We start from the raw sequence: 17,886 nt of genomic DNA, 5'->3' as shown, positions 1-17,886 counted from the left end.
GGATTTTTTGAAATGCGGCTTAAAAACCCCTTCACTTATATAGGTACAAAAAATCGAAAAAACTCTCACCCAAAACGCAAAATTTTTCAAAAAAATTTGAGAGCCGCCAAAAAGCAGCTCTCAGGGAGTAAATGTTCGGTTATTTCCTCTGCGATAAGCGGAACGCAGACCATCTTCCCGCCGCCACCAGCAGCACCGGAAGGGCGTAGGCGATGTACTGCGCCGCGCCGCCGTGGGCGATGAGCAGATTATAGATGGCATGAAATGTGATGGCCGCGCCCAGCAGCCCGCACGTGCCGGCCACCTTCAGCCACGTCCGCCGCCATGTGTAGGCAAGCCCGCCGCCCACGATCAGACCGCACAGCACATGCATCGCTCCCGTGCCGAAGCCCCGGAAGAAAATGAAGGAGAAGCGGTCTGCGCCGTTCTGGATGAGATAGCACACATTTTCAAAGGTGGCGAAGGCCAGGGCGACCGTTATTGCCGCAGCCTTGATTTTATCTCCCTCCGGCTCGAACACCAGAAGATAGAACACCAGCGGCAGCAGCTTCATCATTTCCTCCACCACCGGCGCGATCTCCGCCGTGGCGGCAAGGGCGTCCGCCTGACACACCGCCGCGAGGAAGGTGTTGATATAGGCCGAAAGCAGGCACACCCCCATCCCGGCCATGCAGAACAGGAAGAAGCGGAGCTGCCGCCTGCCCATGCACAATGCGGCTACCAGCAGCGGGGACACCATGCAGAGAAAGATGTTTTCGATATAGGTCACGCTTCCACCGCCTTTCTCGTGGCGGGCAGCAGCCCCAATATGGCAAGCGTCAGCAGCATATCGCACCAGAAGGTGGGGCTTGCCGGTGAGGTATCCGGCCAAAAGCAGCCCGCCGTCCAGAGCAGATATTCCGAACCGGCAAAGCACAGCACGCCGATGTGAAACCACCGCATATTCCGCGCCGTGCCCGTCTGTCCATTGGTGTAGACAAGCCCCCGGATGGCGCAGTAAGAGAGAACGATCATCATGCCGCACCAGATCAGGTTGGAGAGGATGTCCCCGAAGGTGCAATAGAACGCCAGCAGCGGCACACCGAACACAGGCGCAAGCCATGCCCTGCGGCAGCGGAAGGCGCGTTCCTCTGGGGTGGAGAGCGTGGCCTGCAAAATGCGCAGGAAAATGACGCTGGCCACCCAGCCGAACTCCGACACATAAAAGACGCGCGGCGTGGTGTCGAACAGCAGCAGATACAGCGTCCAGTAGAGCGAACCAAGGGCAAAGCAGCCGTAGAAGCACAGCAGCAGAAAATACGCCTGCCTGCGGCTTTTCCGGTAGGAGATACCCGAAAGCAGCGCACCCACGAACGTGACCAGCAGTTGCAGCAGGTTCTCAATCAGCTCCATGCGCATCCTCGCTTTCCTCGTTCTGCCCGTCCTCACGGCTCATCTGCCGCAGCCGGAAGCACAGAACGGTCACGCACACGCCGAGTAAAAACGCCAGCAGCCCTATGACGATGTATCCCAAGGCAGCGCCGCCGCCGTACATACTGGCCGCCGTTTCAAAGCCGGAGTAGTCGCCTGTCTGGATGTTTGCGGCAATGCCGGGCATGGCGAGGGACGCTCCTATGAGCAGCACAAGACACGCCGCCACGGCAGAAGCCATGGTGATCGTATTGCGCCGCAGCCGTTTTTCCCGCTCAATTTGGGCGATGCGCCGCTTCGTCTCAGCGACCCGTTCCTCATGACTCCGCATTTGTGATTCCCTCCCGTTCTAAGAGCCTTCGCAGGCTTTCCTTTCCGCGATACACCATGTTGGTGATCTGCTTCACCGTTTTTCCCGTGACCTCCGCCGCCTGTGCGTAGCTCATATCCTCGAAATAGGTGAGATAGAGGACTTCCCGATAGTCCGGGTTCATTTCATCCATGCAGAAGTGCAGGATGCGGTTTCGCTCCTCTGTCCGGATGACCTCCTCCGCCAGCAGCCGCCCGTCCAGCTCGCCGGTCAGCGTATCGAGGCTGAACAGGGGCTTTCGTTTACTCTTATGGCGCAGCGCCATGTGCCGCGCCGCCTTATATAGATACGCCTTGAAGCCGCCGTCCCGGATGCGGGGCTTTTTCGTGAACAGATAGGCGAAAACATCCAGCATCAGCTCCTCCGCCTCGTGAACGTCGTGCAGATAGCCGTCGATATACAGGGTCAGGGGGTCGCCGTATTTTTTCATCAGGGCATTGAGCCCTTCGTCGTCGCCGCTCAGATATTGGCGGTATAAGCTCTCGTCGCAGGTCATAACGTTCACTTCCTTTTTGCGGCTGCTTCAAATGTAGCCGGGAGTCTGTCAGGTGCTTGTCCTGCCGGGATCGCGGCGCTGTTCCTGAAAGCGCGGGTCGGAGGGCTTTTCCGCGTTTTCCGGGATCGCCCATGAACGCCCGAACCGGGACGCGCCGGGGATCCGCCCCTCGGCGCAATATTGGTTGACCCGCCGCTCTGACACGCCCCAACGGTAGGACGCCTCCCGAATGGAGATATAGCCCTTGATCCCGTTCATACCGCACCTCCGCATGGATAATACTCAACACGATACATTATATACGAATATCCGAAGAAACACAAGGCATCCGGCGAAGTGTTCAGAGAAAAGTTACGGATAGGAGCGACATTTTTTGAAAAAGTCCTCCGAAACTGGCCAAAACGCCCCTTTCGGATTGTAGTATGGGTAGAGGGGAAAACGGGGGTACGAACGGGGGCAAGAAAGCGGCAAGCAATGCAAAGCGGTACCCACTTTGCAAAAACAGGCGGATTCCGTTTACACGGAGCCCGCCTGTTTCATGCTTGTTGGGGCGCTGCCCCAATCCCCGCAGAACACAAAAACTGTGTTCTGGAACGATGGATAAATCCATCGGCTGCGCGATTTTGCAAATCGCTTATGGGCAGGCAGCTCAGCGCTGCTCTGCCTCTTTTTCCCGTCGTTCATTCGCTTCCTCCTGCTCCTTGTCCAGCTCCAGAATACGGTCGATATTGGCCTTGGCCGTCAGCAGCTCTTTCATTTCCTCACGGGCTTTTCGGTAGTCGGCGTAGGCCGCTTTCTTCTCCGCCAGCAGCTCGGCGTACTCGGTATTCAGCGCCTTGATGGTGGGCAGCTTCTTGAAGCCCAGTCCATCAAAATAGTTCTTTGCGGCCTTGTGGATCGTGATCTCGCTTTCATGCTCTGCAAGAAATTTCTTGGAGTACCCGGCCTTGCGATAGGCAACGTAGGTATCGCGGGTCTTGGCGTAATTGACAATATGCTCCCGCAGCACCGCAATCTCGGCCATGCGTGTTTCCGCAGCCTTAATCCTTGCGGAAAGCTCGTTGAAGTGAGCGGACGCTTCCGCCGCTTTCTCTGAGAGAACGGCGTAATCTAAAAGCTCATGGTCTTGCAGATAGGCCACCGTCTGTGCCATCTGCTTCAAATTGAACAACGTCGCCCAACGCGCATAACCGGCACCTTTGCCAGCGCGTAATTTTGTCTGAATGTCCACCAGCAGATTCCCGCTGCGCTTTTCCGGTTTGACCGGCGCGGCGACGTTCTTTTGCGGCGTATGCGCCTTTTCACCTGCAATCACCGCGCGGAGATCTGCGGGAGTATAACCGACGCCGAGGGTATCCATGCGAATGGATTTTTTCTGTTCGCCGCCTAACAGGGACGGGACTTTCTTGCCCTTGACCTCATACCCGGCCCGCCGCAGCAGCTCCAGCAGCGTTTCAAAGCTGTCGGGCTTTTGCGCCAGCGCATCGTCAATGGCCGCGCATATCCGCTCCCGGTGGGAGGGCTTCTTTTTGTCGCCCAGCCACTTGTTGTAGCTCTTGCCGTGGCGCTTCGGATTCTCCACGATGGAGTAGCCGTTCTCGATGCAGATGGTATCGTTGAGCCGCCGCACGGCGCGGCTGCTGCCCCAAAAGTTTCTGAATTTCCGGGTCTGGCTGAGTGCGGTGGAGTTCCAGATCACATGATTGTGAATATGGGCTTTGTCGATATGGGTGCAGACGATATAGGCGTGATTGCCCTTGGTGAAGCGCTTGGCCAGCTCACAGCCCAAACGGTTCGCGTCCTCCGGTGTGATCTCTCCGGGGACAAAGGATTGCCGCAGATGGTAGGCGATCACATCGTCCTCGCCGTGCACTCTGCCGGTCTTTTGGATGTACTGATTCTTGGTGAAAAGAAACTCGGCGTCGGCGATCCTGCTGTCGCATTGCCAGCTTGTTATCAGCCTGCCGCCGTCCGTCTTTTGCGGATTTTCGGTGTAGTCGATGATAGCGCTGATGGCCTGTCCCACCGTGCGGCCTTTGCCAGTGTGCAGAGGCATCAGGCGCGTGGTTGCCATGTTGGACACCTCCTTGAAAAGTCAAACGGCCTGCCGAAGCAGACCGTTTTACACTATTCTATTTCTTCTGCATCATCCAGCTCATCACAAGTGTGCGCGTATCCAAAACGCACTTCGTATTGCTGCTGGGCAAGTGCTTTGACCTCGGTGCGGCGATCATGCGTCCTGCGCCTTAACCAATCTTTTTGTTCTTTGGAAAGCTGCCACGGAAGATTCAGCAGCCGGTTGATTGCCAGCATCTCAGCTTTCTTTTCCGGTGGCAGAGTAGAACAGGCTTTGCAGATATGGGCGGCATGACCTTTGCCAGAGAATTTTTCGTTTGCCTTATACTCGCCGCAGATTTTACAGTAATGTCCGTGCTTCTTCATACTGACCTCAGTCCGTTTCTGCTGCGGGCTTATTCTGCCTATCGCTGCATTTCCAGAGTGCCATCGGATGCTGCCCGATACGAGCGAGAATATCTGCGTCTTGGAAAAGCAGCTCCGGGCGGTATTCCTGCTGGCCGAACGAAGTCCAGAAGGAAAGCTCCCGTTCGTCCGGCGTCAGCAGTTTTTCCAGATAGGCGATGACCTGTTCATGCGCCTGCTGCGCATCAAACCAAGTGCCACGGCGCAGTACCGGGATAAGGTCGGTTTTGACACGCTGCTGGGACACCGAGGCGATCTGCTCGAAATGGAATCGGTCTGGAACGCTGTCGGAGCCAATGGCGCTATAAAACATGACGCACTTTTTCAGCATGGGTTCCTGCGATTCGTCAAACAATCCATACTCCATCATTGTATGTATGTCGTAGAGGTCGCGGGGAGCTGCGCGGTTGAGAAGTGCAACGATCTTTGAACCGTAGATTTCCAGCGGATCGACGCTCAAAACAGTAAGCTCCTGTTCCAGCCAAGGCAGATTGACCGTCCTGCGCACCGGCGCTAACACATGGCAGCGAAGCATATAATTGATCTCGATTTTGAGGTTGTCTTTCATCCCGCCAGTATTTTGATACTCATAAACAAAGGAGTCCAGAGCGTGATACGTTTTGGATTTCTGGCTCAGATGATACCCTGCGGCGGTCATGTATTTACTGATCCGCTCCGTGATCTGCTTCCGTATTGCAAGCATTTCTTCACGGGGAACATTCTCAGAAAAGTCCATGTCGATGTCAACAGACAGCCGGGGTAAATTAAAGATAGTCAGGTTAATGGCCGTTCCGCCTTTCAGCGCCAGCGCGTTGGAAAGCAGCTCATCCTTTTGAATAAAATCCAGCACATCGGCCAGACGGCAAACCTTTTCAAAGGTATCACGGACGAAGCCCAATTCACGGGCTTTCTTGCCCAAGGACATTCTGTCAAATTGCATCATAGTCTGTTACCCCTTTATCTATCATGTGCATCAGATTTTTCGGCGCATACAGCTTCCATTCCTCGTGCCAGATGAAGCCTTGGCTCTCGCTTGATAAATAGGATTTTCCTTTCGGGAGGTGCGATTTGCACATGGCGAAAAAACTATCAGAGAGGCCGAGACTGGCTGCAAAGGCGGACAGAATATAGCCCGTTTTTTGATAGAGAAAGCCGCTTTCATACTCCGCGAGGCAGGCTGAAAGCGCTGCTTCATCCAGCGCGGGGATCAGCGCAAGGCAGCGCAAAAGTTCTTCCAGCCCACCGATTTTCTCAAACAGATTGATAGAATCAATTACCGTCCGCTCCAGCGTTGTGACACGGGTTCCGTTTATCTCGGTGATACCGCCAGTAATGCGCGGGGCAATCCGCCGGTATGTCACGCCGTCGTATTCAAAATCCCGGAACCGGCTCTCGCTGGTCACTTGCGTTTCGTAAAAGACCTGATTGCTGTAACCGTAAAACTCGAAAGCGCTGTGATACGATACGGCGGCATCGTTACTGATGTGAGAGGCTATCACATAGCGGTTGGCAATGGGCTGTTGAGTTTCCAGACTGATAGCAACATACAAATCCCGCTTTACGCGCTCAATGTAGCCTTTCTTTTGATACTCCCGGCAAAGCCATTTGGCCGCAGCTTCGCTGCCGGTGATCTGCTCCAGATCGTTTTTGCTGAAACAGCCTAATTCCAGCAGCTTCTCATAGTGCTTCATAATGCTCACCTCTCTAACGTTCGTAGACATTATAGCACAGAGAGGTAGTTTTTACAATCTCTTTGAGTAAAATCAAAAACGAGATTTATGAGAAAACAAGCCGAGGCGTTCGCCCCGGCTTGCGCTTTAACTATGGATGAAGTCTTTCATGGCAGCGTTCACGTCTTGCAGCTTGCCAAGTCCCTGCACCGCCAGCAGCGGAAGTCCCATCGGGCTGATTAGAAACGCCAGCACAAGGAGGATAATGCCGTTTTTTACAGAGTAGGTAATCATCACGGCGATGGCCAACAGGGAGAGCAGGCCGCTTGCCAGCTTGAACGCGAAGCCGGAGCAAGACAGCAGCCCCGCGCACAGCCAGACGAACAGGGACAGGATAAGCGATAGCGGCACAAGGATAATTTTCAGAATAGACATTTGACGGCCTCCTTTTCAAAGACGTTATGCTTTTCTAATATCAGAATACCATGACAACACGCGCTTTTCAACAATGCAGGGCTTTTGTGCGGACAGGGGCGGCGGTCATTCCGCCGCCCCTGCGACTTATTTCAGCGCCGCCAGCGAGGAAACGATTTTCTCTGCCGCCGTCCATATCCGTTCCTGACTTTGCTGAATGTCCTCCAGATCGGCCTCATAGATGCGGCCTGTTTCGTGGGCGCGGCGGGTGAGCTGATTGAGGTTGTTGCTGGAATACCGAAGCAGGGACACCAGCTCCCGCAGCTCCGGGAGATCGAGCTTTACTACGTATCCGTCAATCGCCATCTTGCGGAGATACGCCGCCATGTTGGTGGTGCCGAACTGTGCCATCTTTGTTTCAATCATTTCCCGTTCCTGCGGCGTGACGCGGAATTTGAGCTGAATGTCCCGCTTGCGTTTTGCCATCGCTCAACGCTCCGGGGCTTTGGACTTCGCCGAAATTTTCGGCGAAGTTGTTTCAGGCGGCTTTTTCAGCTTGTCCCGGACAGAGGTTTTCTGCCGCTCCTGCGCGTAGGCTTTGCGCGTCTGGCTGAGAAACAGATCGACCAGACCGGGATGGCTGCTGACGGCCAGATAGCAGTTGCGGTCAGTACCCCATGCGTCAGGATTGGCGGGGATGGACATGGCGTTGGCCCAAGCCCTGTTGTCGGGAGAATAGCGTCTGTCCCAGTCCGCTTGACAGACGGTGATGGCAAGGACATGGAACGTGCGGTCATAGCCGAACTGCTGCACCACCTGATCGACTGCCACTGTATCCAGCCGGTTATCCCGGTAGTGGTCGCGGATGGCGGCTTCAATCGCTTCCTTGCAGGCTGCGTTTGCCTGATTGGAGGCGCGGTAGGCAGCAAGCTCGTCATGCTCTCTGGCGTAGGCTGCCGGGTGTTTGTAAACGAGGATATTTTTCATTATCGTGCCTCCATTTCTTTTTTGTGGGGCTTTTCCGGTGCACCATGAACAGGCGACGCTTTCAGCCTGTCCAGAACGGAAGGCCGCGCCGATTTTGCAATCGCCTGCTCAGGCTGCGGCTGTCCCTTGCCGTCCAGATTAAGCTCCATATCCAGTTCGATGAGCCGTGCAGTCTTTGCGGTCAGCTCCTGCTCCTGCGGGAACGGCTTACCGACCTCAGCCTTTGCCGCTGCCTGCTGGTTATAGAGGTTTTCAAGCTGATCCTGAACACTGCGCAAACGCTCCGGCATTTTATCCAGCGCGTTCTCGATGCGGACAAGGTTGCCTCTGGCATCCGAACCGAGTTCAACGCGATGTGTCATCCGGCCTTTCAGCGTCAGCGTGTACGTTTTCCACATGGAATCAAAGGCAACGGACATGGTAAAGCCGCGATAGCTGCCGATCTGTACCGGGTCTTTGCCCTTGACCTCCTTGCAGGTATCCAGCAACGCGGCACCGGCGTTTTCCTTATCGGTGAGCCGGTCGCCGCGAATCTCCATGCCGACAAAGCCCTCTGCCGGGAGCGGATGCGCCGCGAGGGTCTGCATATCCGCCTCCAGCCCACGAACAAAGCCCTTGTGTTCCTCTATCTTTTCCGGGAAGTATTTCAGCAGACTGTCCTCCAAGCGGAATTGCTTGCTGTTGTGGTCTGCTTTCATAATTTTGAGCTTGGACACCTCGATGTCCAAATCCATGCGCTCTTTGATGCGGGGATCACCGGCGCATAGCGCTTTAATCTCCGCAAAGGACAGCGCCGTAGCGTCCACGTCCTCACAGGAGCGAACCGGGGATTTTGAGGTCATGATCTGAGAGATGAATTTCTGCTTGTTCTCAACGGTCTGCCAGAGGTAGGCGTCAAATGTCCCTTCGGTCACATAGCGGCAGACATGAACGAGCTTGTTCTGATTGCCCTGACGCTCGATGCGGCCTTTTCGCTGCGTGAGATCACGGGGACGCCACGGGCAATCCAAATCGTGAAGTGCGACCAAACGATCCTGCACGTTGGTGCCCGCGCCCATCTTGGCCGTGCTGCCCATCAGGACGCGCACCTGACCGCTGCGTACCTTTGCGAACAGTTCCCGCTTTTTGACCTCCGTATTGGCATCGTGGATGAACGCGATCTGTTCCGGGGGCATACCGGCGTCAATGAGCTTTTGGCGCACATCCTCATAGACCGTGAACGGCGTTTCCGTGCTTTCCTCCAATGAAATCGCGCTCTCCAGCGCATGGATTTCCGGGCTGTCCAGCGTACCGGGGGAAGCCTTTGCCGCCCGCTGCGAGGGCGTGGTCTTTGGCGTAGAAATGTCGCAAAACACAAGCTGTGTCAGTTTTTCCTCCTCGCCGTCACGCCAGTATTGGAGAATGTTCGCCACGCACTGATTGACCTTGGTGGTTTCTTCGTCGGGGAGCATGGGATTGATGATGCGCTGGTCAAGCCCCAGCTTGCGTCCGTCCGAGGTGATTTTGAGCATATTGTCCACATCCGGGCTGACCGCACCGCTGTGTACCTTGGACGCTCGTTCCGAGAGGGCTTTCACCATGTCCTGCTGGATCTGTGTGGGTTTGGTGGCGATGGTGTGATACGCAACCTCCGGCGTGGGTAAGTGGAGCTGATCCGCCGTTTTGATGTCGGCGACCTCTTTGAACAGATTCATCAATTCGGGCAAGTTGAAAAATTTTGCAAAGCGCGTCCTTGCCCGGTAGCCGGTTCCCTCGGGAACGAGTTTGTCAAGATGATTTTTGTAAGTTTTCTAAATTCAAATATTTATCCGCTGAAAAATCTCCCAACATCTCGTGTCTGCATATTTCTTGAAACACCGTATTCAAAGGCTTCTTCGCACTTTCCGATTGCTTCACATTTACAATAAAAGTGGTTTTACCTATTCGTGTTGTATAAGATAAAGTGTTTTCTTTCATATCGTCCGTTTCTCCTTTTCATAAATTGACTGTGGGGCATTCCGTTTAGAACACCCCACAAATACAGCCTGTTTCATCTGAACATATCAAGAAGTCATTAAGTTGCAAGTACAATGGAAATGGTTATCTTTCCATACCACGCTTGTTTCTTCGTGCCTTGATACGCTCCTGTCTTTCTTTTTCCCTTGCTTCTTTTTCGGCTCGTTCCTGTGCTTCCTTAAAAGAAAAAAGTTGCTTCACTTTTTCGGTAAAAAGTTTAGCAACTTCGGGGAAATGCTCCAACGCTTCAAGAAAAGGTCTGCACTTTTCTTTCAGTTCGTTGTATTTGGTTTTCATTCTTTCCAGTGCATTTGCACTGTCAAAATATTTCTGTCGGTAATAATTTGCACTCTGCTCCAATTTATTGATTTCCGCACGACTGGTAATGCCCTCTTTGGCAAGGGAAGTCAGCTCAGAATAATCCTCTTTGGAGATTGCCATTTTACCTGTGATTGTTTTCTGCCCCATACTGTCAATCTCGTTTAAGGTTTTGGAAATATGACGGGCAGGCTCATACTTAACCTGTTCCTTTTGAATACGCTTCTGCAACTTCTCCAATCGCTCTTTATCCTGTTTGATTTGATATTGCAGGGAAGTCAAATGCTCTGCCGTACTTCCGTATTCGCCACGCTGAAAGCCTTTGAACCCTTGTTCCGTCATATAGTGAAACAACTCATCTTGCAGTATGCTGTACGAAGCTCGGAACATCGGTTTCCCGTTCTTTCTTAGCAATGGATTTCCTTTTTCATCGGTCAGCGGAATATCCGATTTCCATTTCTTTGAATGGCTTATCTGATTAACAACCGCCTTGACCGTTCCTCGCAGTTCGGGGTCTTTGCAACGCTTACTCCATAAGATTTCTTTCTCCACCACAGGCAGAACCATAGCGTGAAGATGATAGTGGTAAACCTCTTTTCCAAGTTCTTCGGTTGCCGCTACATTGATTTCATCAGCGTGCATTACTGCCGATATAACATTGTCAGCACCGAATTTTTCTTCGATGAAATGATAGGCTTCTTCATAAAACTGCTTTGCGTATTCATAACCACCGTTACGCTCGAAGTACATCGTGTTCACATCAATCACAATCTCATTAAAGAGTGTTGCGTCTTTCCTTAACCCACGAAGCGACACCTGCCCGTCTGTTTCCATCTGCTTTAACTGTTCCATATAGGTCGGGGCAGTCGGTTTTTTGAAATGCACATTAAAGGGTATTCGTTCCACAATTACATTCATATTTTCATAGGTTTCATTCTTGCGTTCGTTGTGCCTTTCCGCCTTGCTCACATCAGAAGCGGTGTACTGTTTTACCCTTGCACAACTCATATCTGCCTTGTTGGTTTTTGCCATTTTACTCTCCTTTCCAGACAGGGGCGAAGCCATTACACAACATTCTTTGAATGTGTGTAACCCACTATGACACTTTCAGACTTCGTCTGCAAAGATGTCGTGGGCAAGGGAGTTCCCCCTTGACCTCCTTATGATACCTCAATCATAAAAACAGACTGTCCACTCATCAGACAGCCTGCATTATTCTCTCGGTATATCGCCCATCGGCAAAGACCAGTACCACAGAAAGCCTTTCTTTTTGGAGATAACTCCTGCTTTCTTCTTTGCCTTTTTGATGGTCGATTTCTTGAACCCTGCGGCTTCAAGTCTTTCTTCGCAATCCGAAGAAAGCATTTCTCCGTCTTTCAGCATTTCCAAAAGAAATTCTTTTGCCTTGATTTCCTTATCGTTCGGTCTGCCCATTTTAGGGGCAAGGGATTGGAACGCTTCTTCTGCTGTCATTTCCATTTCAGAGATAAAGTCCACTCCTTTTTCTGCAACCTCAAAGAGAATTGCAGAGCCTGTCGGGGCAAGGTTGGATTTCACTTGCACCATATATCTTTCCGCTGGTGCTTCTTTGTTCGGTGTGCGTGTGATTGCAAGAATACTTCTTGCAGCACCCGCAATATCAATAGAACCATTGGTACGATAAAGTGGATTGGTATCTCTCATCTTGTTCATATGAGCGATAATCACGATTGCACAGCCAGTATTCTTCGCAACCGCAATCAGATGATTAAACTCTGCTCGTGTTTCGTTGGCATTGTTCATTGAACAGTTCTCTCCGATATAGGAACTCATCGGGTCAAGAATTAAAAGTTTTGCGTGATACCTTTCGATTGCTTCAGCAATACGGTTATCCCCAAAGGATAAAGACTTTTCATCTTCCTTGATGAAGATAAGATTTTCTCCATTCCCACCGGCTGAATTAAATCGGGGTACTACCGTATCGTCTGCGTCATCTTCCGTTGTCTGATAGATGATAGTCATAGGCTCGGTTTCTTCCGTTTCAGTAAAGGGCAGAGGTTCGCCCTTAGAGAGTAGGGCGGCAATGGAAAGCATTAACTTGCTTTTTCCATCGCCCGGATCGCCCTGCAACAGCGTAACCTTGCCGAACGGAATATACGGATACCACAGCCATTTCACTTCTTTCGGTTCGATTTCACTTGCCTTGATAACTTCAAGAGGTACATTTACATTCATTTCATTTTCCGTCTGCTTCATTGTTCTTCGTTCTCCTTTTCGATAAATACTTCGGGCAAAGCACTACGATACAGCGGAAACTCTGCTTGCAGTCATTACTGCACTTTCTGCAAAGTTCGTTGTAGGTAATGCGATTTCTTTCATTCAGAAACAACGCCCACTCTTGTTTCCGTTTCTTGCTCATTCTCGGCATATCAATCCTCCTTTCCGCCTGAAAACAAAAAAACCACAGGGAAGATACTTACTGCCTTGTTTCTGTCATTTTTCGGGGCGAAAATCGGGCAAAATTGCCTTTCTAAGCCTTTCAAAAAATCACACAAGGTATTCGTACTAACCTGTGGTTATGTATGAAATTGTGGGGTTTTGGGTAACAGAAAACACCGTATTTCTACGATGTTTTCTGTCACATATATTCTATTTAAGATACTGACAAACTGGGATTGTCTAAAATAGTAAAGCCGTACCGCTTACTATTTTTTCTTTTACTGCTGAAACAGTATCTTTGATTGAATGCGTCATTAACTTGTTTCATTAAATCATATATATCCATTTGTACCACCATTTATAAAACTTTCTTTATTTTATCAACTTGTTCTTCTACTTCTTCCGGATAGTTTTTAACCATATCATCACTTCCTTAATTTTTCATCTTTGCGAGTTCTTATATAAATCTCTTTTCTACCTTTTTCTATAAAATCAGGTCTATTATTTTTAATACCATATACAATAGTTTCAATAGGATAATATTGTTCTACTACATCTTGATATTCTTTCGCTTTTGAAATATCAATATTACCATATAATCTTAATATATCTTCTCCAAAAGATACACCAATTTCTTCTTCACTATCTTCTAGTAAATATATGAAATCACAGTATTCATCTATAATTCCAGAATCTCCAAAATCTATTACACCACATAATCTATTTTCATCATCAAGTAATAAATGATTACAACTAAAATCATTATGGCATAAGCATTTTTTACCATCAAATATAGTTGTACTATGTAATCTTTGCATAAAGTCTTCTACATATTGTTTTTCAATATCAGTAAGACTATCATATATTGTGTCTTTGAGTAATTGATATTCTTCCAAAACATTTTGTTTATTGTCTATCGTATACAAACTTATTTCACTATAATCTAAATCGTGCATTTGTCTTAAAAACATAGCAATATCTTGCTTTAATAATTCTTGCTTTTCTTTTGATAAAGCAAAATATATTTCTGGTGTTAAAAAAGTTCCTTTTATTTCTTTATAACCTAATATAGAAATATCATCACTAAAATATGAATATTTTACATTTGGTATTTTTATATTAGTATTTAATCTTTGATTTAAGAAATCATAAATTGCTTTTTCTTTTTCATATCCTTTTTTCTTATTAGCACTAAATTTTGTTTTAAATATGTATTCTCCATTTACTAAATATGCTACACTATCATATCCACTACCAATTACCTTAATACTTTCAACTTTAAAATCTTCAAAGTAATGTTCTATTAAGTATTTCATTGCTTTAACATTTGTAACATTATCATCATACCTATATTCCATTAAATAGCAATCTTCTTTTTTACCCTCGTGCAACTCGTGTTCTGGCAAATCTTCAATTATTCTAAATCCAGATTTCTGATATGACCTAATTGCTCTTGGATTATTCTTATGAGGGTCTAAAATAACTGCATTAGCATTTCTTTCTTTTTTTAAAAACTCAAAAATCATTTTTGTATATTTTGAGCCAATGCCTTTACTCCAATATTCAGGTTCTCCTATAAACTGATCCATTCCATAAACTATTTCATTTGTTTTTGGATAATGATAATCAGAATAAAGTTCATCATACATTTTATATACTTGTCCATATCCAATAGGAACATTATCATATTCTATAATTACTCTAAATACTTCATCTTCCCATTTTTCAGTATAATGCTCTTTTAATGATTCTAATGTATATTTTTTATCTCTACCACCATAAAATTCTAATACTCTATCATCAGTTAACCATTTTAGCATTAAAGGAAAATCATCATTTGTCAAAGTTCTTATTCTTATTTTATCTTGTACTATTTCCATTAATTTTCCTCCCTAAAATCATACACATACACTACTTCATCATCTGCGTCATTTATTCCTCCTGCTTTTTCATAACATTTACAAGCAGAAATATTACTTCTATTTGTTATTAAAAACATTTCATAACAATCAATAGTTTTAGCATAATCACGAGCAAATGATATTAAACCTGTTCCATAACCTTTGCCTTGAAAGTCTGGCATAACATCAATAGCGTCAAGATAGAATACTTTTCTTCCATCTGGTTTTAATAAAATATAACCAAAAGCAAAACCTACTATCTTATTATTTATCTTTGCAATAAATCCAAAATCATTTTTATTATCTATAAATTTTTTTAAAACATCTACATTATATTTTGTATTTTCATCATCAACAAAATCTAGCATAAGTTCCAAATCTTGTTCTTCTAATAATTTATATTCCATCTATCTCAACTCCATCTACTATTTTATTTTCTAATTTTATTAGTATTTACACAATCATTAATTAAACTAATTGCTTCCCCAGCAAATTCCTTTAATCTTGTATTATCATAACTATTATTTGTATCACTTAAATAATCTTCCATAGCATTTTTAATAACATCATTATAATTTGAATCCATATTTTCTAATGCCCATTTACCACCATCATATTTTGATAAAGTTAAATCATCTCTGATTAGTGCATAAAATCTACCTTGATTCATCTATATTTTACCTCCACAACTTCGGATTTATCTCGCTGATTTAGACGTATTGTACCATATTTTTGTGAATTTTTCAACTTAGCCACTTCGATTATACTCACGACTTAATAACTTCTTAAATACTTCCCGAAAAAGAAAAACTGCCATCCGTTAAGACAGCAGTTCCTTTTCGGCTGGTATGCTATTAAGAATACACAATATCGTTCAATACAATCTCATCTGCACAGGCTCGGATATTGTTCATCAATCCTATCCATTTCATCATATCCTTTCCTTTCAGTTCTTCCGTCACACCCTGCTTTCTTGCCATTTCCTTTATCAGATACTCCGCCATATCACACGCCGAAGTATCAATATCGGCAAGGTGTTCATATAACTTTCCGCTTGTAAGCAGATTGATATACAAGATTTTCCTGTGTTCCCTTAAATATCTTTCCCTCATTCTTCCGTATTTTGTGAGAGTGGGCGGTTCTTCGTTTTCTATCGTCAAGCAGGGATAGTAATAATCTCCGATGAGTTCGTACTGGATACCGGTTCTTTCGTCTGTAATAAATCTTTGCATTTTGATTTCTCCTTTTGCTTCTTATGGTAAAATTCCAAAGATTTTTCGTTGTGATTTTGTTTTTGACATTCTTCGGAACAGAATTTCTGCTGACTGTGTGTAGGCCAGTAGGTACTGCCACACACAGCACAGACACGCTGACGATAATAATGATTTCCTTTTTCTGCTTCTCTGTCGGCTTTCTTTTGGTCTTGCCTTGCCTGATAGCAACAATCCTTTGAACAGAATATCTGTCGGTTGCTTGTAGGTACAAACTCCTTTTGACAATGGGGGCATACCTTTGCTTTTACGATTTCTCCACCGTTTTCAGCGAGTTTTTTCGCCTTTCGCTTCTCTCGGTAAACTTTTTCACGCTCACGCTGTTTTGCCAGTCGTTCCATTTCAATCTGTTCTTCCTGTGCCTTGATTTCAGCAAGTTCTTCTTCTGTGTAGGCAATATCGACCTGCCCCACATAGTTGAAATAAATATCAACCTTTTGTGTCCTTGCTTTTCCCACACCCTCTGCTTCATAAACCACAATCTTGTCAATGAGTTCGGCAAACATCAAATCGGAAATTTCTGTCGGCTCTTTGCACTTGCGTATCAAAGAAATGAAATGCTTAATATCAACCGTATTCGCCTTTTCTTCGGTCAGTTCCTTTTGCATTTCCTCAATTTTCGTTTCCAGTTCAGCCTGCTCATCATCATACTGCTTCATTAGTTGCTTGTACTGTCTTTCGGGCAGTAATCCCGAAACAAGATTTTCATACAACCCACGAATAAGTTTTGACAGTTCATCGTATCGCTTCTGAAAACGCTGCAACTCCGATTTATTGTGCTTTGGCTTTTCTGTCTGCTTTTCGTTCCACAATACTTGAAGTTCCTTTGCAAAGGCTTCTTCGTCATTCAGAACAAATCTTGATAATCGTTTTACAGTCGATAATATCAAGGCTTCAACATTATCAGCACTAATCGAATGGGCAGTGCAGGAGTTTACTCTGCTGGCATACCCACCGCAACGGTAAGAATACTGTAACGAACGGTCTTTTTTACTGTAATGCGTTTGCAAGGTCATTCTTCTGCCACAGTCAGCACAGAACAGATAACCGCTTAAACGATTGCTGTGCGTTCCTCTTGCCGCTGTTCTGTTGGCTCGTTTCTTTCGCTTCTGAACGCTGTCCCAAAGTTCCTGCGAGATGATAGGCTCGTGCGTATTATAAAATACATACTGTTCATCTTCATCGGTATTTTTCCTTTTGTGCAGTTTGAAATTGGTGCTGACCGACTTACGCAAAACAGTATGACCAAGATATTCCTGTCTGCTCAAAATCGCTCTTATGGTTGACATTCCCCAAGTATATGGGTCTGAAAACTTCGTTCCATTATACTGTTCGGGGTGATATTCCTTTGCGTGTGCTGCCGGAATTAAAACCTTTTCTTCGGTAAGCAATTCAGCGATTGCTCTCGGACTTTTGCCCTCGTTGGCAAGCAGAAAGATACGCTTTACCACCTCAGAAGCCACAGGGTCAACGACAAGCGTTTGTTTGTCGGTTGCTAATCGGTTATATCCATAGGGAATAGAACCGCTACATCGCTTTCCGTCTTTCATACGGGCATCAAATACAGCCTTGATTTTATTGCTTGTGTCTTTGGCATACCACTCGTTCATTATATTCAAAAACGGGGCAAAGTCATTATCCGAAGCATTGTTGCTGTCAATACTGTTGTTTATTGCAAGAAAACGGACATCTTTCTGTGGGAACAGAACTTCCGTATAAAAGCCGACTTGCAGATAGTTTCGTCCTAATCGGCTCATATCCTTAACAATAATCGTTGCGACATTTCCTGCTTCTACTTCCTTAATCAGTTCTTGAAAACTCGGACGATTGAAATTCACACCCGAAAAACCATCGTCAGTAAAATGGCGAATATTCGTGAACCCATTTCTGCGAGCATAATCTTCCAAGTATTTCTTTTGGTTGGTGATTGAATTTGACTCACCATTGAGGTCATCATCTCTTGATAAACGCTCATAGAGTGCTGTAATCTTTGAAGTCCTTGACATTCTCTTATCCTCCTTTCTTTATGTAATCTGTTTTGGTATTAAAAGTATTACTCCCTCTACCAATAGGAGAAAATAGGGATACAAAGCGGAACTGTTTTTCAAAGAATCAAAAAAATATTTTTTGAAATTCTGCAACCGACTTTGATAAC

Annotated in this window: 20 protein-coding genes and 3 pseudogenes; all 23 read right to left on the bottom strand. The window is 46.8% G+C overall.

Annotation, left to right across the window (positions count from 1 at the left end; all coding sequences use genetic code 11):
- Positions 1-139: 139 nt before the first annotated feature.
- Positions 140-769 carry a PrsW family glutamic-type intramembrane protease gene (locus ACOMDU_RS02270; RefSeq protein WP_421128821.1) on the bottom strand — a complete coding sequence of 210 codons (630 nt, stop codon included), beginning with the start codon at positions 767-769 and terminating at the stop codon, positions 140-142.
- Positions 766-1,392 (bottom strand): histidine kinase, encoded by a 627-nt coding sequence (locus ACOMDU_RS02265; protein WP_421128820.1) that lies wholly within the window; start codon positions 1,390-1,392, stop codon positions 766-768. The genes ACOMDU_RS02270 and ACOMDU_RS02265 overlap by 4 nt, the downstream gene beginning before the upstream one ends.
- The gene (locus ACOMDU_RS02260; RefSeq protein ID WP_421128819.1) at positions 1,379-1,741 is read right to left on the bottom strand and encodes a DUF4179 domain-containing protein; all 363 of its coding nucleotides are present in this window, start codon (positions 1,739-1,741) and stop codon (positions 1,379-1,381) included. The genes ACOMDU_RS02265 and ACOMDU_RS02260 overlap by 14 nt, the downstream gene beginning before the upstream one ends.
- Complete coding sequence (locus tag ACOMDU_RS02255) at positions 1,728-2,276, bottom strand: RNA polymerase sigma factor (protein WP_421128818.1); 549 nt, start codon at positions 2,274-2,276, stop codon at positions 1,728-1,730. The genes ACOMDU_RS02260 and ACOMDU_RS02255 overlap by 14 nt, the downstream gene beginning before the upstream one ends.
- A gap of 48 nt (positions 2,277-2,324) precedes the next feature.
- Positions 2,325-2,534 carry a helix-turn-helix domain-containing protein gene (locus ACOMDU_RS02250; protein WP_421128817.1) on the bottom strand — a complete coding sequence of 70 codons (210 nt, stop codon included), beginning with the start codon at positions 2,532-2,534 and terminating at the stop codon, positions 2,325-2,327.
- Positions 2,535-2,925: 391 nt separating this feature from the next.
- Positions 2,926-4,350 (bottom strand): relaxase/mobilization nuclease domain-containing protein, encoded by a 1,425-nt coding sequence (locus ACOMDU_RS02245; protein WP_421128816.1) that lies wholly within the window; start codon positions 4,348-4,350, stop codon positions 2,926-2,928.
- Between the two features lie 53 nt (positions 4,351-4,403).
- Positions 4,404-4,718 carry a hypothetical protein gene (locus ACOMDU_RS02240; protein ID WP_421128815.1) on the bottom strand — a complete coding sequence of 105 codons (315 nt, stop codon included), beginning with the start codon at positions 4,716-4,718 and terminating at the stop codon, positions 4,404-4,406.
- A gap of 7 nt (positions 4,719-4,725) precedes the next feature.
- On the bottom strand, positions 4,726-5,700 hold the full coding sequence (locus tag ACOMDU_RS02235) for a nucleotidyl transferase AbiEii/AbiGii toxin family protein (RefSeq protein WP_421128814.1): 975 nt from the start codon (positions 5,698-5,700) through the stop codon (positions 4,726-4,728).
- Positions 5,687-6,448, bottom strand: a complete 762-nt coding sequence (locus ACOMDU_RS02230) for a type IV toxin-antitoxin system AbiEi family antitoxin domain-containing protein (RefSeq protein ID WP_421128813.1) — start codon at positions 6,446-6,448, stop codon at positions 5,687-5,689. The genes ACOMDU_RS02235 and ACOMDU_RS02230 overlap by 14 nt, the downstream gene beginning before the upstream one ends.
- Before the next feature lie 126 nt (positions 6,449-6,574).
- Entirely contained in the window at positions 6,575-6,862 is a 288-nt protein-coding gene (locus ACOMDU_RS02225) for a CD1845 family protein (protein ID WP_421128812.1), read from the bottom strand.
- A gap of 126 nt (positions 6,863-6,988) precedes the next feature.
- The gene (locus tag ACOMDU_RS02220) at positions 6,989-7,327 is read right to left on the bottom strand and encodes a plasmid mobilization protein (RefSeq protein WP_101069705.1); all 339 of its coding nucleotides are present in this window, start codon (positions 7,325-7,327) and stop codon (positions 6,989-6,991) included.
- 3 nt (positions 7,328-7,330) lie between these two features.
- Positions 7,331-7,828: a DUF3849 domain-containing protein gene (locus tag ACOMDU_RS02215; protein WP_421128811.1), complete on the bottom strand. Its 498-nt coding sequence runs from the start codon at positions 7,826-7,828 to the stop codon at positions 7,331-7,333.
- Positions 7,828-9,594, bottom strand: a pseudogene (locus ACOMDU_RS02210) (helicase-related protein); the annotation flags it as partial. The gene ACOMDU_RS02215 and the pseudogene ACOMDU_RS02210, both read right to left, overlap by 1 nt.
- A 1-nt stretch (position 9,595) precedes the next feature.
- Positions 9,596-9,784, bottom strand: a complete 189-nt coding sequence (locus ACOMDU_RS02205) for a transposon-encoded TnpW family protein (RefSeq protein WP_004452856.1) — start codon at positions 9,782-9,784, stop codon at positions 9,596-9,598.
- 123 nt (positions 9,785-9,907) lie between these two features.
- Positions 9,908-11,173, bottom strand: coding sequence for a plasmid recombination protein (locus tag ACOMDU_RS02200; protein ID WP_021391154.1), 1,266 nt, complete (start codon positions 11,171-11,173; stop codon positions 9,908-9,910).
- Positions 11,174-11,353: 180 nt separating this feature from the next.
- Positions 11,354-12,376, bottom strand: coding sequence for an AAA family ATPase (locus ACOMDU_RS02195; RefSeq protein ID WP_004452858.1), 1,023 nt, complete (start codon positions 12,374-12,376; stop codon positions 11,354-11,356).
- On the bottom strand, positions 12,357-12,548 hold the full coding sequence (locus tag ACOMDU_RS02190) for a hypothetical protein (protein WP_044906491.1): 192 nt from the start codon (positions 12,546-12,548) through the stop codon (positions 12,357-12,359). Before ACOMDU_RS02190 ends, ACOMDU_RS02195 begins: the two co-directional genes overlap by 20 nt.
- A gap of 436 nt (positions 12,549-12,984) precedes the next feature.
- Positions 12,985-13,863: pseudogene (gene aph(2'')-I, locus ACOMDU_RS13795) on the bottom strand (APH(2'')-If/Ih family aminoglycoside O-phosphotransferase); the annotation flags it as partial.
- A gap of 51 nt (positions 13,864-13,914) precedes the next feature.
- Positions 13,915-14,439: pseudogene (aac(6')-I, locus tag ACOMDU_RS13790) on the bottom strand (AAC(6')-Ie family aminoglycoside N-acetyltransferase); the annotation flags it as partial.
- Positions 14,439-14,867, bottom strand: coding sequence for a GNAT family N-acetyltransferase (locus tag ACOMDU_RS02180; protein ID WP_004452860.1), 429 nt, complete (start codon positions 14,865-14,867; stop codon positions 14,439-14,441). The gene ACOMDU_RS02180 and the pseudogene aac(6')-I, both read right to left, overlap by 1 nt.
- Before the next feature lie 23 nt (positions 14,868-14,890).
- Positions 14,891-15,130, bottom strand: a complete 240-nt coding sequence (locus ACOMDU_RS02175) for an aminoglycoside adenylyltransferase domain-containing protein (RefSeq protein WP_118306780.1) — start codon at positions 15,128-15,130, stop codon at positions 14,891-14,893.
- A gap of 184 nt (positions 15,131-15,314) precedes the next feature.
- On the bottom strand, positions 15,315-15,692 hold the full coding sequence (locus tag ACOMDU_RS02170) for a TnpV protein (RefSeq protein ID WP_032511034.1): 378 nt from the start codon (positions 15,690-15,692) through the stop codon (positions 15,315-15,317).
- The gene (locus tag ACOMDU_RS02165; RefSeq protein ID WP_004452872.1) at positions 15,617-17,737 is read right to left on the bottom strand and encodes a recombinase family protein; all 2,121 of its coding nucleotides are present in this window, start codon (positions 17,735-17,737) and stop codon (positions 15,617-15,619) included. Before ACOMDU_RS02165 ends, ACOMDU_RS02170 begins: the two co-directional genes overlap by 76 nt.
- Positions 17,738-17,886 lie beyond the last annotated feature (149 nt).

This window comes from Vescimonas sanitatis (assembly GCF_049060325.1).
Taxonomy (GTDB): Bacteria; Bacillota; Clostridia; order Oscillospirales; family Oscillospiraceae; genus Vescimonas; species Vescimonas sanitatis.
This window is presented reverse-complemented; position numbering and strand designations above follow the sequence as displayed.